This window comes from Oscillibacter hominis, from assembly GCF_014334055.1.
In the GTDB taxonomy this organism is placed as follows: Bacteria; Bacillota; Clostridia; order Oscillospirales; family Oscillospiraceae; genus Oscillibacter; species Oscillibacter hominis.
This window is the reverse complement of sequence record NZ_CP060490.1, coordinates 404204-421418: the sequence shown is the minus strand read 5'-3', so window position 1 is coordinate 421418 and position 17215 is coordinate 404204. Positions and strand designations below refer to the sequence as shown.

General features: G+C 51.4%; 12 protein-coding genes. All 12 read right to left on the bottom strand.

Annotation, left to right across the window (positions count from 1 at the left end; translation table 11 throughout):
- Positions 1-684 (bottom strand): hypothetical protein, encoded by a 684-nt coding sequence (locus H8790_RS02130; RefSeq protein WP_055180676.1) that lies wholly within the window; start codon positions 682-684, stop codon positions 1-3.
- Positions 674-1024, bottom strand: a complete 351-nt coding sequence (locus H8790_RS02125; RefSeq protein ID WP_118426526.1) for a hypothetical protein — start codon at positions 1022-1024, stop codon at positions 674-676. The genes H8790_RS02130 and H8790_RS02125 overlap by 11 nt, the downstream gene beginning before the upstream one ends.
- Before the next feature lie 197 nt (positions 1025-1221).
- Positions 1222-2457, bottom strand: a complete 1236-nt coding sequence (gene mobP3 / locus H8790_RS02120) for a MobP3 family relaxase (protein ID WP_243208541.1) — start codon at positions 2455-2457, stop codon at positions 1222-1224.
- A complete protein-coding gene (locus H8790_RS02115) occupies positions 2438-2920 on the bottom strand; it encodes a ribbon-helix-helix domain-containing protein (protein WP_006354114.1) in 483 nt (160 codons plus the stop codon). The genes mobP3 and H8790_RS02115 overlap by 20 nt, the downstream gene beginning before the upstream one ends.
- Positions 2921-3248: 328 nt before the next feature.
- Positions 3249-4145, bottom strand: a complete 897-nt coding sequence (locus H8790_RS02110; RefSeq protein WP_055180672.1) for a hypothetical protein — start codon at positions 4143-4145, stop codon at positions 3249-3251.
- 2 nt (positions 4146-4147) lie between these two features.
- Positions 4148-5206 (bottom strand): DUF3991 domain-containing protein, encoded by a 1059-nt coding sequence (locus H8790_RS02105; protein WP_025544417.1) that lies wholly within the window; start codon positions 5204-5206, stop codon positions 4148-4150.
- Between the two features lie 11 nt (positions 5207-5217).
- The gene (locus H8790_RS13805) at positions 5218-5808 is read right to left on the bottom strand and encodes a DUF4314 domain-containing protein (RefSeq protein ID WP_058963986.1); all 591 of its coding nucleotides are present in this window, start codon (positions 5806-5808) and stop codon (positions 5218-5220) included.
- Entirely contained in the window at positions 5792-6310 is a 519-nt protein-coding gene (locus H8790_RS02095; RefSeq protein WP_058964233.1) for a hypothetical protein, read from the bottom strand. The genes H8790_RS13805 and H8790_RS02095 overlap by 17 nt, the downstream gene beginning before the upstream one ends.
- 55 nt (positions 6311-6365) lie before the next feature.
- On the bottom strand, positions 6366-7259 hold the full coding sequence (locus H8790_RS02090) for a hypothetical protein (protein ID WP_055180670.1): 894 nt from the start codon (positions 7257-7259) through the stop codon (positions 6366-6368).
- Between the two features lie 154 nt (positions 7260-7413).
- On the bottom strand, positions 7414-8508 hold the full coding sequence (locus H8790_RS02085; protein WP_187333444.1) for a hypothetical protein: 1095 nt from the start codon (positions 8506-8508) through the stop codon (positions 7414-7416).
- A gap of 16 nt (positions 8509-8524) precedes the next feature.
- A complete protein-coding gene (locus tag H8790_RS02080) occupies positions 8525-8794 on the bottom strand; it encodes a hypothetical protein (protein WP_154024564.1) in 270 nt (89 codons plus the stop codon).
- Positions 8736-17180 carry a GNAT family N-acetyltransferase gene (locus tag H8790_RS02075; RefSeq protein WP_449866953.1) on the bottom strand — a complete coding sequence of 2815 codons (8445 nt, stop codon included), beginning with the start codon at positions 17178-17180 and terminating at the stop codon, positions 8736-8738. Before H8790_RS02075 ends, H8790_RS02080 begins: the two co-directional genes overlap by 59 nt.
- Positions 17181-17215: the final 35 nt, after the last annotated feature.

Genomic DNA, 17215 nt, shown 5'->3' with positions numbered 1-17215 from the left:
CTATCCTCCAATCTCCATTTCTTCCTGCTGGCCGAACTCCATATCAAAGTCAAACTCCATTTCCTGCTCCCGCAGCTCCGGGATAATGTCCTCGATTTTGTCAAGAATCCGTTCCACAGATTCACGGGCCTCGTTGGAAACATCCTGATCGAGTATGCTCATCTTGACCAAGCCCGCATGAAGGACCCGGAGTTCTTCTTCGGTGAACAGCGCACGTTCATCCACCAAACCGCTCCGTTTGGCGAAATCCTGTCCTGCAAATTCCTTGTTGTAAAAAATCTGGCGGGCCATCATTTCGCCGGAATCCGGGGCGGTGCGGTAGGTGGAGAACACATAGCCAAACAGATGATGCTCCTTGCAGGCGAGAGTCACGCCATTGTATTCTGCCAGCTTATAAGAGCCATTGGGAAGTTTCTCATTGGCGTCAGTATAAGGACAGTCGCGGCAGATACCCGCTTTGTTCGCTGTGTCCTGGGCCGTATCGTTGATAAGGCGAATGAGTTTGTCCTTAACTGTGACAAAGGGGTTCTGGATCACCGTATCGGCTTTGGAGAAATAGGCCACAAGCTGGTTCTTGAAATAAATATCAGCGATGTAATCGGAAGATTGGGACCGCTTCACATCAAAGCCGCGCCGGGCAAGCTGTTCAAAGAACAGCCTGTAAAAATCGGTTTTACTTCGCAATCGGTTTCCTCCTTTCCTGATAACCTTTTCGCTTCATTACATCTTTGAGAACTTCAACGAAAGCAAAAATGCGCTCTGCCGCCGCCTGATTTTTGGGGTAAACCGCAGGCAGCGGAGGGCGCCGCTGTTTTTTCAGATCGTACCATAGACAGCCGCCATCCCTTCGTTCAGGGAACATACAGGACGGGACAGAGGTGCGCAGAGTGTAAGGGCAGTTATGGCAGGGATGTCCTTTGGGGTATTCATATTGGTGAACCGTCAAATGGGCAATGCCATACGAACCGCTCGGAATCGACACCGGCACACCATTTTGCTTATAGGAAGTGTTCGCTGCTATCATCCTTTCTCCTTTCTGGAACCGGGCGGCCGGTCACTTTTTGCTTTTCACAATCATTTGAAAACAGAAAAAGCAGCCCCGCAGGACTGCTTTCTGTATGGCAATATCAACTTTTTCAAGGGACTTTTTCCGATAAGCCCTCATCAGTTTTGCGGTTACAAACCGCAAAACTACTTAAAATTGTCTTTAGTTGCGGATTACTATGGTTCCAATCCCTTGTCCTTATGTCGCAGATACCACTCTTTTCGGGCTGCCTTTGACAGATCGGTACTCATGGCCTTTTGCCGGTCGTCATACTCCATGTCAAAACTCATAGCAGTCTGCTCCAGCGCCATTAAAATTTCGCAAATCATCTGTTCGGTGAAGTAGGCTTTGCGGGCCTCTGTATATTCAAAAGACTGGACCTCACGGTCTTTGCACAGCATGGTGCGGATCACGTCGAGAATTTTATTGGCAATCAGCTTATCGGCCTCCGCCACAGCCTTTTCCTGCTGTTCTTTGATGTGCGCCGGGTCGGTGTCATAGAGCATGGCAAGACGGGTCTTGCTCTCTGCATAGTCCTGTACCAAATTGCGGATGTACTCGTTGTTTTCCTTCAAGAAGGCAACAAAGGCATCTAATTCGGCCTTCACATCCTCTGGAAGCAATTTGTAATACAGTCGCCCCTTTTTCGGCATTTTCTCCTTCAGCGCGAACAGGCGTGAGATAAAGGGGGCAATCTTCATTGCACCAACAACGCTATCCAAGGGGGAAGTCCCCAGCTCATCATCCGTGATACGCCCAAACGCTTCACGCAGGCGACGATATTCCTGCGGGTGAAGATGCTCCATGTACTTCTCAAACTCGTCAATCATTTCGTCTGTGATGGCCGACAGGTGTTCCTTTGCCCGCTGTTTGGCCTCGCAATACTCTTTGATACGCTCGGCAAAGGTATCTCGAATGAGTTGTTTTCGGATTTTATCCGGGATGCTTGGATGGACAAAAGGGACCATTGTTCGCTGATGTTTATTCCAGAACACCACATGGATGTGGGGATGACCTTTTTCGTTATGGTGGGCAGCCACCCATTGCAAGTCCTGCACCCGGATTCCATTGAACTTTGCCAGGGTCAAAATGTGGCGGTCGATATAGTCCTCCCACGCTTTGTGATCGGACAGCCCCAATTCGGCGGCCGTTTCAGGTGAAAAAGAGATAATACCACGATACATATTGACCCGACGATAGGAAAGCTCCCGAACCAGGCGGGCGGCTTCCTGCCAAGTGTCAAACTCTTTGACCACCCCCGGCTCCAGCTTGCCAAACAGTCCGTGGCGCATCCCCTCATTCTTCACGGCACCGGGACGAGTTGCAATGTAACCGATATGTGCATAGTTGCCTTTTGGAGTTTTCTTATAGTTGGGGTGCCGGTGGCGCTGCTTATAAATCAGAATCGACACGGGAACCTCCTTGTACGGCATGGATGGCTTTCTGCATTTCCTCGTCATCCATGAAAGTACGCAGCGCATCCGCGTTTTTCTGATTGGCAAATGCCAATGCCCGTTTTCGGGCCGCCGACTCAATTTTTTCAAAAGACGAATAGCGATCTTGGTCAATGAGGTCTGCGATAATGGCAATGTTGGCATAATAGCCCGCAGCCGATATGATCGTCAGGCGATTTATCAGTCCGGCCAACCGGTTTCCCAGGGCTTTGAGCTGCCCGCTGAGTTCCTGCCGGATGACCCCGTTTATCATGTCAATATTTTCGGCGGTGGTTTCCAAATCCAGATATTCGTCAATCGCCCTGCGCACTTCTTTGGAAAAGTCCGTCCCATTCTTGGCTGCCAGTTTATTGAGCGCCCGAACTGTATCTTCCGGCAGATGGAGCGTCTTGCGCTCTGTTTTAATGGGCGATTCCTTCAAATCAATCCTCCTTTCAAATGAGTGAGTACCAGACAACAGGCCCCAACCAATACTTCTCACATTCTCGGCGTTAGAATGGTTAGAATCGGCGGGTAGAATGGCTGAAAAGAGAGGTGTGACAAAAATCACACCGGAACTTGAAAGTCATACCGATTCAAAAACCCGCAAACCCGTTGAAAGCACTGCTTTCAAGCTGTCAGCCCGCCGTCAGGTATGACGGCTATTCCTGCCTTAACCGAGAACCGCAGGGCGTGGCCTGCGGATTCCGGTTGCGGGGCGCCCCCGCAGGGGGGCGGGCAGGTACAGATGAAAAGAAAAGTGCGGGCTGTCACAGTTCAAAGTCATCTTCCAGATCTTCTTGGGCGGGCGCCCACTCGGTAAAAATCTCCGCCATGATTTCGTCCTTTGTTCCTCGGACAGAGCAGCCCTCATTGGCGTAGTCCTCCAGATTGGAGAGCCGTTCAGGGATACGGTAGAACGCAAACTGCCGTCCCGGTGTCTGAATGAACAGCCGCATTTCATACCCGTCCTTCGGGTTCATTGCGTCCATCAGTTCATCCAGGGTTCCAACCCGTTCGCAGGCTTCGTGCAGGATGGAGTGCAGCATATCTTTGGGGATTTCCGCAGACCAGAGAGAGTAATCGTCTTTCCCGTGACAGGTGATGGTCTGGACTTTTGCAAAGGCAATCCGGTCGATCTTCTCCAGCGCAGAGTTCAAAATTGCCTCGGCCTCCGGCGGATGGTGGCCGCAGAGTTCCATATCCACCACAGTCCCCACGGCCTCTGCTTCTTGCTCGGTCAGAACGATGTCCACTTTTTTCTGTTCATAGGTATTTCCACGGCCATTGAGCATCAGGGAACATTCGGCAGCAATGCGGAACATCCTGTAATAGTCGTCCGCAGTTTCTCCCAATGTCTTGCCGGTAGCAAAGTTTTGAAAATAGCGCTTGCCATCTTTGTCGCGGCAGGCCAGGGAAATGTCCAGATAGATACCTTCGCTGGCCCCAAAATTGGGAATACAGAGCGCCTGGTCAAATTCAGGCAGCTCGCCCGTCAGTTCATCGGAGAACAGGAAATACTCATCCGGGAGCAGACCTTTCAGTTCCAGGTGCGTTTGCAGTCTGTCAAAGGTTTCTTTTGCGTCGGCCATGCCGATGTGCCGGACACGCCGCTTTTCATCCGGCTCACTCCAGCGATCCAATTCAAAGGTTTTGATTTTTGCCAATTTTACACCTCCATACCTTGTTCCGGTTCTTCCTCGGCGCTCTGTTCAAATGCGGTTTCCAGCTCCGCCATACGCTGACGGTCTAAATCCTCCACAGAACGCCCCTTCCGCATTTCCACCAGGTCGGTGTTAAAGTCATTCAAATGCGGCACATGAACCGCGCAGGCATATCCCTTTTCGGTGTATGCCTTCATCCATTTTGCCGCTGTAAGCTGCCCCCAATTTCGCAGTTGCCCATTCTTGTCACGGGCCAGATAGTCATTGTCCACTGCAAACACCAGTCGCTTGATCTGCGGATGGCCTTCCAGATAACGGTCAATGGCTCCATTCCAAAGGCAACCGGTAGAGATACGGTGATCTTGCATCCAGTCACGCCCATAAAAGTCAGCGGCAATAGAAGCATGGCTCATCAGGTCGATGGGCGCCTCGGTGACAATCAGCAGATCGGTTTTGCCCTCGTGGAAGAAGGGGTAGCTTTTATCAGAGCCGGTCGCATCCATTTTGAAGGAGCTGTTATCTCTGGCCGCCCGCATGGAGCAGTACCGGGCGGTTCCTTCCGCATCGTAGCCTACAAACACGCAGTTGCCATACTTCTTTTCCTGATAAATCATCTTCCGATTCATAAAGTGGCTTACGATTTTAGGGCTGATACCTCGGACAGAAACCAGATACCAATAGGCCCGCTTCATGTTGTCTGCCTTTTCGGGCAGCACCAGCGGCTCCCGTTCTTTTTTCTCATAGGGAACCACCTGCTTTACGGATGGAGAGAACTCCTTGCCGATCAGCTTGCCCACCGCTTCGGGGAAGGACAGGTTTTCTTCCCGCATGACAAAATCAATGGCGCCGCCTTTGACTCCATCATCAGGACCCGTCCATTGGAAAAAGCGATTGTTTTCGGGGAAGATGTAAAGCCCGCCGCTGTGCTTCATGTGGACAGCTTTGCGGCCTGCCTTTTCCGGCTCATATCCATAGCCACGGGCCAGGGACAGAATATCCACGCTGTTTGCCTTCCTAATCTCATCCTCGGTAAATTTCTGATACGCAGCGGCGCTTCTGCTCATATCACATCACCTCACAATTCCAAATCAGGCTCCTGTTCTTCGCTGCTCTCAATCACAGGCTCCTGAGTCATATCCTGATGAAAATGGTCAACGCCCGGAATAAGCGCCAGCGAAGAACCATTCTCCCAATGGCAATGAATTTGCCCCAGATCGTCAACGGAATCTACGATGCCGGTCAGTCCCGCAGGCATTTCACGGTAGGGATCTTCCATCTTTTCATCCAGCACAACCTTGGTTCCGGGCTGGTAGTTCTGCCGGATGAGCTTTGCCTGCTCGTACTGATATTCCGGCGATCTGGTGGGCGCTTTCTTTTCTCCCGGTTGGATCGGGATGCCCTCTGCATCGTAACAGGCAGGATCGGCAGCAGGAACATTCCAGCCAAACATGGAACCGGCCAACATAGCTGCCGCCTGTGCCTTTGAAATGCCCTCATGGGCATTGAAGTAATTTGCCAGAACCTTGTTATACTCACGGTCGCTGGTGGAGTAGGCACAGGGATAGTAGCCCTTTTCGCCGCGCCTGACCTCTATGAGCTGCCCGGAACCGGGAAGAACTGCATAGCAATGTTCCGGCAGAGCAGAAGAATTAAAGTTCTTCGCCATAGTCAGCCTCCACTTCATACTCCGCAGAGTCCGCCGCTTCGACCTCATAGAACTCATCCAGGTCAAATCCGGCTTTTCCGATTTCCTCGTTGCTCATGCCGAGTTCATCTCTCAAATGGCGGTATAAGTCCCATCCGGCATAGTTCTGTGCCGCCCATGACAGCGCCTTATCCAGAATCAAACGGGTGCGATCTTCGCCCAGGCTCTCCAGAGAACCATTGCGGATGGCATTGAACTCATGGTCGGACAGGTTCAGCAGCCGATATGCTTTCTCAAACTGCGGCTCCTTTGCACAGTCCGGGAGCATCAGATTTTCCGTCTGCTCCACAAAGCCATAGTCCAGATTGCTATACTGAACATCACCGGCACGGCAGGCCGCCCGGAACTGTTCAAAGCCCTTCATATTGCTGAAGCCCCGGTAGTCCATTGTGCCGCCGAGGATTTGGGCGCCGATGATGGTATGCAGCATTTCTTCATCCGTAGTGGCGGCCACGATTCGCATGGAACTTCGCTCCTTGCTCAAGGTGCAGCCATACAGGATGAAAACATTCACTGTGTTATCCAGGCTCACAGTCTAATCCCTCCGTTTCTTCCTGCAATCGCTCCAAATACTCGTCGATGTCCAGTTCCTCATACTGAAATTGGAGCGATTCAACGATTGCCGGATTGCAGTCCTCCGGCAGATGCTCCTTTACAGCATCCTGAACATCCCGGATTTCCCCCAGGAATCCCCAGCAGCTATCCACCTCCACATCTTCCTTGAAAAGCTGGAATCCATAGCACTGGTTGGTCAGGTAGTAATCGTACTCCTTGACTTCAGCTTCCAGGGTTTGACGAACCTTCTCCAATATTTCAGGGGTGATTTTCCCGTGTTCCTGCTCGATCATCGCTTTATCTGCGTAGATCCAGCCAACCTGACCGGAATCCCACGGGCAAGAAAAGCCGCAGGTGTTCATGGTGATCCCGCTGTGATCGTACAGGTAAAGCGGAAGAATCACCATGCCATCCATTTGTTCTACCAGCGAAAACAGTTCGCCGGTAGTGAGGGCAGAAAGGCAATCATCCAAAAACCAGTCCGGGACTTCATCTTTCAACGAGGCCGCATAGCTGGAGGACACATACCAATCGCTGTCTGAACTCCAGTGCTGATTCTCCCGCAATTCCCACTCCCGCGTGGAGCGGTTGTATTCCAATCGGGCATCTTTGGCCTTGCCAGATTTGAGAAATGCAAAAACCGGATTGTTCCGGTCATGGCCGCTGGAGTATTCAGAAAACAGCAGGTTCCGCAGGAAATCGCTTGGCTCATCATAATCGTGCTTCTCGCCCAGGCTGTATCTGCTATGCCAGCAGACCATTTTTCCCAGGCAGTCGTGATCCTCACGAGGGTTCAGAGGGGTATCATCATCCAGTATGAAAAGGGTGTAGGGCGCCATTGTCGCTGTCATCGGCATATCGCTTCACCTCCCTCCAGACAGGTCGATTCGCTTAGTTGGCGCCGTGGCGGTTGCGATACCAGCCAAAATAGAAAAGGCCGCCAATCATGGCGGCGGCAGCGGATACGCTCAAAATTGCTTTTTTCATATTGGCTCCTTTCAAAAACCAGATTTACAGTTCCATATCCTGTTCTTCCTCACAGTCCAATACAGAGCTGTCCGGCGGGGACGCCCCATGTTCTTCAAACTGCTGTCGGGTCTGAATCGCAGCGGACAGTTTGGAAAGCAGGTCAAACATTTTGGTGCTGTTCCGGCTGCCTTTGAAATAGCGGTAGTTCCATTCTCCAATTTGGGGGTCGTACCGGATACTGTGAAGCGAATTGATGATCCAGCCCTGTGTTTTGAGAGGAACAGGAATTTCATGCTCACGAAAGAGCTGCATAATGAGAGATTTGCCGTTGATCTCCCGGTTTATCACCTCCTTTCCCGCCATAATATTTCCTTCGGCCTCACGGATGGCGGAATCGTAACGGGCCTGTCGTTCTTGTGCCAACTGCTGTTCACGGGCGTCTTGCTGCGCCCGCCTTTCATTAGCTTGCCGCTGCCGTTCCGCAGCAATGGGGGCATTGTGGGCTTTTGCTTCCTCATACCGTCCAAGCAGATTGGCAAATCCCAGATCAGCCCACCGGTCCGGGGCTTCCATACTCTGATTGAAAACCCTCTCGATCTCACCCCGGATGCCATGCTCCAGCGTGGGCAGCCATTTCAGGACTTCCTCAAGCCGGTGCCGCTGGTCAATGCCCACCATAAACCCGTCACATGGAATATAAACTGTTTGGAAGAACTCCCGTTTCTTCTCCATTGTGTAGAGTTCAATGCCGTTTTCGTTGTAGAAGCGGTAGTAGTAGTGCTTGTTGCCCATCAGGTCTTTGGCAAAGACCCGGTTCTCGTCTTTTTCCTTGGGCGGAAAGATGTCCTTTTTCTTTTCATCCGGTCGGGTATAGCGTGGAGAAAGACCGGTGCGCTCCAAACTGTCTGCAATCAGCTTTTGGACTTTTTCAATACCGCCATGCTTCTCAACGAAACCGGCCAAGTCCTCCGCCTGCTGGAGAGAACAGAATTGCAGTCCGGTTTTTCCTTCATAAACGGAGCCTCTATGCTGAAACAGGTCCAGGCCAAACTCATTGCGGACCGGCTTTGTTTCTTGGGCTGGCAAAAAAGCACCTTCTCGAAAGAGATAGCCGACAGCCGAATGTTTCTCGCCCATATATCACCACCTCACATCACTGCTCCAGCTCATGCTCGTTGTCATCGTCCAGGCGCAGAGCAAGGAACTCTTTGATACAGTGTTCTGCCGCCTCGTCGGTGGGGTACAGCAGTTCCAGCGTCAGGTCGTCCAAGTTCTGATCTTCCAGACGGGGATAGCCCGCCAGAGTGTTTTTGATATACGCCGTGAGAAGATCGTGGGGGCTGAATGCCTCCAGCAGCATGATCTTATACTTCGGCAGAAGCGCAGGCAGGAACTCTTTCAGAATCCCAATCTTCCTCGCCATCAGATCGTTGTCCGTTTTCATCCAAAATCACCTCGCTTTCCTGTAATGATTCAAACTCCAACTTAGTGTTGATTTCCGTGAGTTGGGCAACCTTTTCCGACAATTCTTCCTCATAAAGAAACGGCTGTCCAACCTGCTGTTGGGCAACCGCCAGTTGTTTTTGTGTTTCTTTCAATTCGCGCCGTGCATCTTCAAGATAGTTGGGAATCCGTTCAGCAAGATTCTCGATACGGGTAATCGTTCCCTGACCGGAATTGCCTATATCCGTCCCATACAGCAAAGCGCCCCGCAGAATAATATCCCTTTCAAACGGATTGAAGTTCACGAAAAGAGAAAAGCCACGATACGAACCAATTTCAAACTCATATTCATCTTTTCCACGGCCTTCACTTATCATCCGATAAAGAAGGGCAAATGCTTCGCCCGCTGCCGGTCGCTCCGTATAATGCTTTCCATCCAGCACGATGGAGAAATCCTTGCCTTCGGTCTGACCCAACAGAGAAATGTCCTGCGTGACTCGCTCAATTTTCTGCTCATATTCCCGGATGCGGGATGGATATGTCAAGTTAACCTTGTGTTCCAAAGCAAGCTGTTCATTGCTCCACGCACCACGCAGAATTTTCAATTCCGTGACCCGGTTTTCCAATTCCATCTTCTGTGCGACCATCGGATTGTCGGTAGCGGCCGCCTTGAACTGTGCGGCAGACAGGACGGTTTCATCCACATCCTCACAAGAGCGGGCAATGTGTTTTCCGGTGAGAATCTGCGTGATATAGCGCAATTTCTGCTCCTGAATCTGCCAGAGATACGCATCAAATGTTCCTTTGGCTACGAATTGCTTTATCATAATTTCAGGGTTTTCGTTGCCCTGCCGTACCCCACGTCCATTTCGCTGTGTAATGTCAGAGGGCTTCCACGGACAGTCCAGATGGTCAATGGAGATTACCTTATTCTGAACATTCACGCCGGTTCCCAGCTTGCTGGTGCTGCCGATTAAGATACGGACTTTTCCTTGGCGGGTACGCTCGAACAGTTCCTGCCGCTGTGCTTCAGAAGTGGCGTCGTGAACAAAGGCTATCTCCGATTCCGGCACACCCTTTGCCAGCAGCACATTTCTTATTTCATCATATACATTGAATTTCCCGGCTTTGGGAGTGCCAACATCACAAAAGACAAGCTGCGTGGAAGCAGAGGCGGCGGTGTCCTTCCAAACCTGATAAACATCCTCAATGCAGACACTCAACTTACTTCCTGTACCATCCGCATCCGGTCGAATCAGGCGCGGGTCAATCGCCATCAGGCGGGCCTCACCGGTCAGCTTCAGCATATTATCTTCTTCCGGCTTCACTCGGCCGGTTCGGATTGCTTCCGCCCGCAGAATAAAATCGGCCATGATCGCCTGCTGTGCGGGTGTGGCTTCCACCGAAACAATCTCCGCTTTACCAGTGCGAACAGCCGGGAGTCCGGGAATATCCAACATATCCGCTGTTTTGATGTCAGCGACCTCACGAAAGACAGCCATCAGTTCAGGGAGATTGTAGAAACGGACGAAGCGATCACGCATCCGATAGCCGCCGCCCTCCGGCTTCAATTCCAGCACAGAGGCTTTCTTTGCAAAATGGGCGATCCAGGTATCGAAGTAGGACCAGCCGAAGCGTTCCAACTCCTGCGGCTGCAAATACCGTTGCATGACGAACAGTTCGGAAATCGAGTTACTGATTGGCGTTCCGGTCGCAAATACTACGCCGCGCCCCTGATTCGTTTCCTGTAAATACTGGCATTTGAGCAGCATATCAAAAGCGCGTTGACTGCTTGAGGTTGTAATACCAGCCACATTCCGCAGCTTCGTAAAGACAAAGCAGTTTTTGAAAAAGTGCGCCTCGTCCACCATCATCATATCTACGCCGAGCTGCTCAAAGGTCAGCAGATCGTCTTTCTTTTCCTCGGCAGACAGCTTTTTCAGCCGCTCATCCAGATTTTTGCGGAAAATGACCATCTGCTTGACAGACCAATTCTCGCCGTTTTCGCTCTTGATTTCATGGATTGCATTTTCAATATCGTTGATCTGCCGTTCCAGCATAGCAATCTGCCGCTCTGTGGAGATTGGGATTTTCTCAAATTGGCTGTGCGCCAGAATCACTGCGTCATATTCTCCGGTGGCGATTTTAGAAATGTAGCGGTTGCGGTTTTTGGGAGTAAAATCCTCTGCGGTGGATACCAAAAGGTTCGCATTGGGGAAAAAGCGGTAGAACTCTGTTGCCCACTGGCCCACCAGGGGATTGGGAACCACAAACACCGTCTTGTGGATCGCTCCCAGGTTCTTGAGGTACATCCCGGCGGCAATTAAAGCAGCAGTCTTTCCGGCGCCTACCTCATGTGCGGCAAGCCCCGTCCCGGTATAGATGACACGGGCAGCAAAATCAAGCTGGTGCTTCCGCAGTTTCATCTCCGTGTTCATGCCGGGAAATACGAGATGGCTCCCATCAAACTCACGGGGGCGAACTGTGTTGAAGGTTTCATTGTAGATACGCAGAAGCCTATCTCGGCGCTCCGGTTCTTTCCAAACCCAGGACGCAAATGCTTCCTGAATCTGTTGCTGCTTGGCACGGGCAATCATGGTTTCCTGTGCGTTGACTACATATTTAACCGACTTGTTGCCCTTTTCGTTGATGTATTCCTGCCGGTCACGGACAGTAGTGGACTGCATATTAAGGCAATCCTCAAAAATCTCATAAGCATTTTTCCGCTTGGTTCCGAAAGTCTGGTTGACCATTACGGAATCCGGTTCCGCATTTTTATTGGTGACACGCCAGGTCGTGGTATAGGAGAAATACTCAATGTCAATGCGGTGTCGGTTGTCGCCGCCCTCGATGACCTTTTCATATCCGCTGGTCTGGAAGGTTTCATACATGAATTGGCGGTAATACTCAATGGGAACCCAGATGGCACCCATATTCACTTCGATGTCAGCAGGAGTCAGCGGCTCCGGCTGTACTTCCTCCAAAGCCTCTACATTCCGGGCAAAGAGTTCCGGTTCTTCTGCTGCCTTCTGACGTGCGTAGAGCAGTTTATCCCGCACATGACCACTGAGATATTCTTCTGCAAGTTCCCATCCTTCCAGCGGATTACCGTAGTATTTCTGGGGATTGAGGTAGATGCGAGTATCCAGCTCTTGCACCAACTCCTGTGGGGCTTTTCCTGTCAGGAAGGACATATAGGGCAGATCCACCCGCAGCTTGTGATTCAGGCAGATTTGAAGGGCGTCCTCGGCGGTGTCTGCATGGTTGACCTGACGGAAAGGACGGATGGTGGCTTTGGTGAAGATCGCTGATTTATCCCAACCGGTCTTGTCTTTCCGCTCATCCTCGATAGAGCGCAGCAAGGGGAATTGGTCATCATCAGAAAAAGCGAGGATGTTTCCTTTGCTGTTGATGGCTCCATACTTTGCAACGAAGCGGTCATATACCTGATTGAGTGTGTCCTGTACTTTCTGGAGATCAACCGGGTCATACTCATGGGACTGGATGTTGATAACCTCCAGCAGCGCAGTACGGATTTCGCACAATCCCTTGATTCTTTCGGCCTTCATGCCGGTGTAAGGCTGCGGGATCAGCTTATCTTTTTCACAGAAGAAGATCTCGCCATTCCGCACAACATAGGTGAAGTTTTTGGTTCCGGCCGGAGCGTCCTCATACTCTGTATTGCTTTCTTCCGGTTCGTCTGCCTCAATTTCTTCATCTGGCTCTGCTGTGAAACGGGCGTACAGGGAGTCAACCGCTTGGGTAAGATGCTGGTTCAGGTCAAAATCTTCCGGGGCAACACAGGCCGTCCCATCTTCGTTGCCGTACATATTCCGGCTGCTCACCATCTCGCCCATGAGCATTTCGGGATTATCTTTGAAATAGCGGTTATAGGCGATCCATTTACTGCGGTCCAGGTCAGTTTCAATCCAGGACGGAAGATTCGCGCGATCAAGTTCTATGGGCTGCACTCTCTTTTTCAAGAAAACAACATCCGCTGTTACATCGGTTCCCGCCAAAGCCTTGAACGCTGTGTTGGGTAGGCGAATGGCGCCGATGAACTCTGCCCGCCGTGCGATATATTCCCGAAGGCTCTCGTCCTTGCGATCCATAATTCCTTTGCTGGTGATAAAGGCAATGATGCCGCCCGGTTTCGCAAGGTCCAGGGACTTGATGAAGAAATAGTCATGGATGTACGGGTTCAGGTCATTGTAGCGCCGGTCATAGATTTTAACGGAGTTGAACGGGATATTGCCCAGAATCACATCAAAGCTGTTGTCCTCAAATTTGGTGGCTTCATATCCCATGATGGAAATATCCGCATCAGGATAAAGCTGCTTTGCGATTCTGCCGGTGATGGAATCCAACTCTACGCCAAACAGCTTGCTCCCTTGAAACTGCTCCGGCAGCACAGAATAGAAGTTGCCGGTTCCCATACCGGGGTCCAGGATTTTTCGGTCAGGGCCGCCCTCGAAGCCAAAGCGTTCCAGGGCGCGGTAAATGTGCCGTATCAGGTCAGGCTCGGTGTAGTAGGCTGTGATGGTGGAGTTCATGGCCGCCTTGTATTCCACATCAGTCAGCAGGGACTTCAATTCCTGATATTCGTTCTCCCAACCAGAGGCCGTACTGGAGAAAGCATTGGCAAGCCCGCCCCATCCGACATAACGGGCAAGGATGATTTGTTCTTCCGGTGTCGCTGTCCGCTTTTCCAGCTCAATCTGCTTGAGCAGCTTGATTGCCATGACATTGTTTTTATATTTGGTTTTTGCTCCACTTGGATACAGGTCATAGTCCTCAGAAAAACGGAAGTTGTGTGTGGCGACCTGCGGCGCCGCAGGTGGCTCACGAAGGGGCGCCAGATCAGTGGAGGTGGCTTCATCCATAACAGCGGGCGCCTCTGCTGCTGTACCATCGCCCATTCGTACAAAGGCGCGAATGGGGCGCAGTTCTTCCAGCTCTTTTTCCAGCCGGTATTGCGTGTCCTCCAGATCGTCCATGTCGGCAGCTTCTTGGGGGGAGAGAATAGCCCCACCGTCCAGGCGCCGCACATAAGCGTCAAATTCCCGCGTAATATCTTCAAGGTCATTTTGTACCCGGAGATAGTCGGGATTGGGCTGTTCATCCACCACGGCTTGGTACAGGGCCGAGCCATCCTCGGTCAAATACCCCCATACAATTTCCTCATTGGGATATTGCCCTTGCAGATAGCGGAGCATCTGGGTTGCGATACCTTGGCGGCGGTAGTCCTCCAAGACTTCAATCATGCTGATATGGGGCCGCCCCTCAAAAATGCTGTACCGGATGGTTCCAACCGTCAGCTCACCTCGGACCGCCTGCATCAGCATATCAATCTGCCCATGATGGGCGTCCAGGGCTTCGTCTAAAATCTGTGTTTCCTCTGCTTCATCGTGTTCCCAGGGAGCCATACGGGTTTCATAATCGTCAATTATTTCTTTGGTTATCCCTTCCGGCTTTTCCGGGAGCAGATCATACAGCTCTCGCATTTTAGCTATCTGTGCATGGATGCTACCCGCCCACAAATGCTTTTCGTGCTGATGGCCTTCACTTAGAAAATACTCGCAGTCCGCTTTAAGGCGCCCTAAAAGGCCATATTCAAAACTGTAATCATACGGTTCTGTTTCTCCCTCAAGCGGCTCATCGGTTTCCGGCTCCGGCAGACTGACAACAGGGGTTTCCAGATAGCGGCCTTCATCCACCAGGCGTTGCACGACACCGGCAGCCCGCGCCCAGGACAGCTTTGTTTCCTGTGTTTCGCCCTGCTCATCCTGCCATTCGATAGTGACACCTTCACTATTGAACATGGCGTATTTCACGCCCATTTCATCACCGGAGAACCCTTCATATCCATATAGCTTTTTTAGAAAAGCAGTAAATTCTGATCCGGTGGGGTGGGTCTGAGCAAACTCGTAGATTTGTTCTTTTTTCCCTGCGGTAAGGGGGCCTCTTTGCATGACACGCTCAACAAGCAGATCTTCCGTACTCTTTTCCAAGGACAGAAGGGAGAGCTGCTCCGGCTGTTCTTCTTCCACGACCGGAACAGCTTCGGCAGCCGGGCGCAGATCCACATCGACTTCTTCATCGTTGACCATCATAGAGGCCCGCACCGGCTCATAGCCTTGGCTGCGGATATTGTTCAGCCAGGTGGCAAAGAAACTGTTGAACCCGTTGATTGCTTTCTCGTATGCGGGGTCGTCGGGATTAGCCTCGTTATATACACCAATGCCGCTGTTCTCATAACTGAAAGCCCGAAGTGTCCCAGCCTCTTTGTCGATTTGGAAGTCCATATAAGGGTCATACATCCGGTCGCCGTTCTGCATATAGTAATGCTCCATGCAGTAATGGGAACCGTATTTATGGTGAATGACCAGAGGATAGTAGGCTTCTCCGGCCTCCAGCCGCAGATACTCATATTGACCGGACACAATCTCCGGGAACAACTCTTGAAAGCGGCGGAAATTCTTGTGCGCCGTTGTGTTTCCTTTGACGGGCGGCGGTGTAGGCTGCTCCGCTGTATCTGTGGGGAGAGCCGTTTCGGGGGCCTCCACAACAACAGGGGGATTTTCGTCAGGAACGGATGCAGGCTCGTCACCGGCTGCTGGCGTGTCGTTTTCCATTTGAACAATCGCCTGCGGCTTGACCGGTTCCACTACGGTTTCTCCGGCTTCATAGGCAACAGCATCCAGAACATAATCAAAATCCGCTTCTCCAATGGTCATTTGCCGGTGAGGACCGCCCATTTCATCAACTTCATCAGGGATGTTATAATCCCCGATGGGGTCAGGCTGCTCCTCTACAACAGGATTGGGATAGTCGCCATCCTCGATCATGGCATCCAGTAAAAACGCCAGCCCGTTCCAGGGAATGTAGGTATAGCCTTCATCAAAGAAAAATGAAATGCCATCTTCACCATGCAACCGGGTACGATAGAGAAAATCGCCCTGATATTCACGGTCGCCGTAGGGAGTAAAGAGAGCCGCAATCTGCCGCCCTTTGTCTGACCAGTCAGGATTGAGCGGCGGTTCTGACAATACGCTGCGAACCGCGCTGTGCAGCTCTGGGGGGTATAGATTGGTGCTGGTCAGGATGTACTCATAATTGCGCCGGACTTCTGCATCGGTAAAATGGCGTGTCGGTTGTTCCGCAGGAACAGAAAAAGAGCCGTCCTTTTCAGACGGCTCTCCCACAGGTGCGGCGCTCGGCGCCACTTCTGTATTTGGCTGTTCTTCGGTCAGCGGGGAATCAGGACTACGCTCTGGAGTACGGTTTCCTCCGCCATCAGTTTCAGACTGTTCAGGTGTCGCGTCCGCTCCATGATGTCCTCGGTCTGCGGAAGCGGCTCCTGCTGGAGCATTTGCTGCGTCAGGGCTTCGATCTTCTCGGTCGCCTCGTCCTGTACCCGGTGCATGATCTCCATCAGACTGCCATCCATTTTCAAAGTCGTAAATCGCTCCGGGTGATTCTCTCTGAGGTATTCCAGGGCCATCCGGCCGTACCTGCCCAGAGGTTGATCTGCTTCGCTGCTGTTGGAGATTTGCAGATCGGGAAGCATCATCCCGTCCTGCTCCCTGTATTTCAGATTGATATTCGGTTTGCTCATGTTGTGCCATCCTTTCACGATTGATAATCTTGATGTTCCGTTCTACTTCTAACAGGATACCTTTGGAAAGGGCGGTTACTGCCGTACCCAGATGTGCAACCAGCGGGAGTGTATTAAAATGGCTGACCGTCGCCATGCCGTCACTCAACTGGATTTCTTCATCCGGCAGGTGACACTTTTTGCCGATGAAATAAGAAATGCTGTCGGTCAAAAGCTGGATGTATTGGGCTTCAAAACCACCGGCCGGGATCTCGGTGAACAAATGGCCTTTGGTTTCCTGCTTGAGTTCCTGCAAAAAGTGGTTGTAATTCTCTGCGACAGATTCGCTTGCCATCGCATACAGCGCTTGGGGAAAATCCTGCTTGGGGAAACCGTGTGCATACGACAGGCGCTCGGTCAGGGCCTTTTTCATTTCATCGGAAAGCTGCCAGTCCGTAGGATGAATCTCTTTGCCAGTAGTTTGGCTTACATCAAAGAGATAGTCAAGAGTGAGTTTGGCATTCCGGTAGACGCAAACGGCTACGCCCTTTGCACGGGGAATCAAATTTCTGCCTATGGTGGCCCATTGCTTTCGTGTTGCCAGAATCGAAACATCCTCGTCCTGTGCGTACACAAGAAGTATGTTGTCAAAACTGTGCTTATGGAACTGCGATGCAAATGCCAGATAATCCCGCCAGTTGTGTTCATTTCGGACAATATAGGGAGCCATGACTTCATATATCGTCCGCAGGCGTTCATCATTTCTCAACGGTATCTGACCTCCTTCCTGTATTGGTGATTATG

Coding starts and splice junctions, on each gene's coding strand:
- H8790_RS02125 (WP_118426526.1), bottom strand. CDS start 1,024: ATGATAGCAGCGAACACTTCCTATAAGCAAAATGGTGTGCCGGTGTCG.
- H8790_RS02105 (WP_025544417.1), bottom strand. CDS start 5,206: ATGAGCAGAAGCGCCGCTGCGTATCAGAAATTTACCGAGGATGAGATT.
- H8790_RS13805 (WP_058963986.1), bottom strand. CDS start 5,808: ATGGCGAAGAACTTTAATTCTTCTGCTCTGCCGGAACATTGCTATGCA.
- H8790_RS02095 (WP_058964233.1), bottom strand. CDS start 6,310: ATGCGAATCGTGGCCGCCACTACGGATGAAGAAATGCTGCATACCATC.
- H8790_RS02090 (WP_055180670.1), bottom strand. CDS start 7,259: ATGCCGATGACAGCGACAATGGCGCCCTACACCCTTTTCATACTGGAT.
- H8790_RS02085 (WP_187333444.1), bottom strand. CDS start 8,508: ATGGGCGAGAAACATTCGGCTGTCGGCTATCTCTTTCGAGAAGGTGCT.
- H8790_RS02080 (WP_154024564.1), bottom strand. CDS start 8,794: ATGGCGAGGAAGATTGGGATTCTGAAAGAGTTCCTGCCTGCGCTTCTG.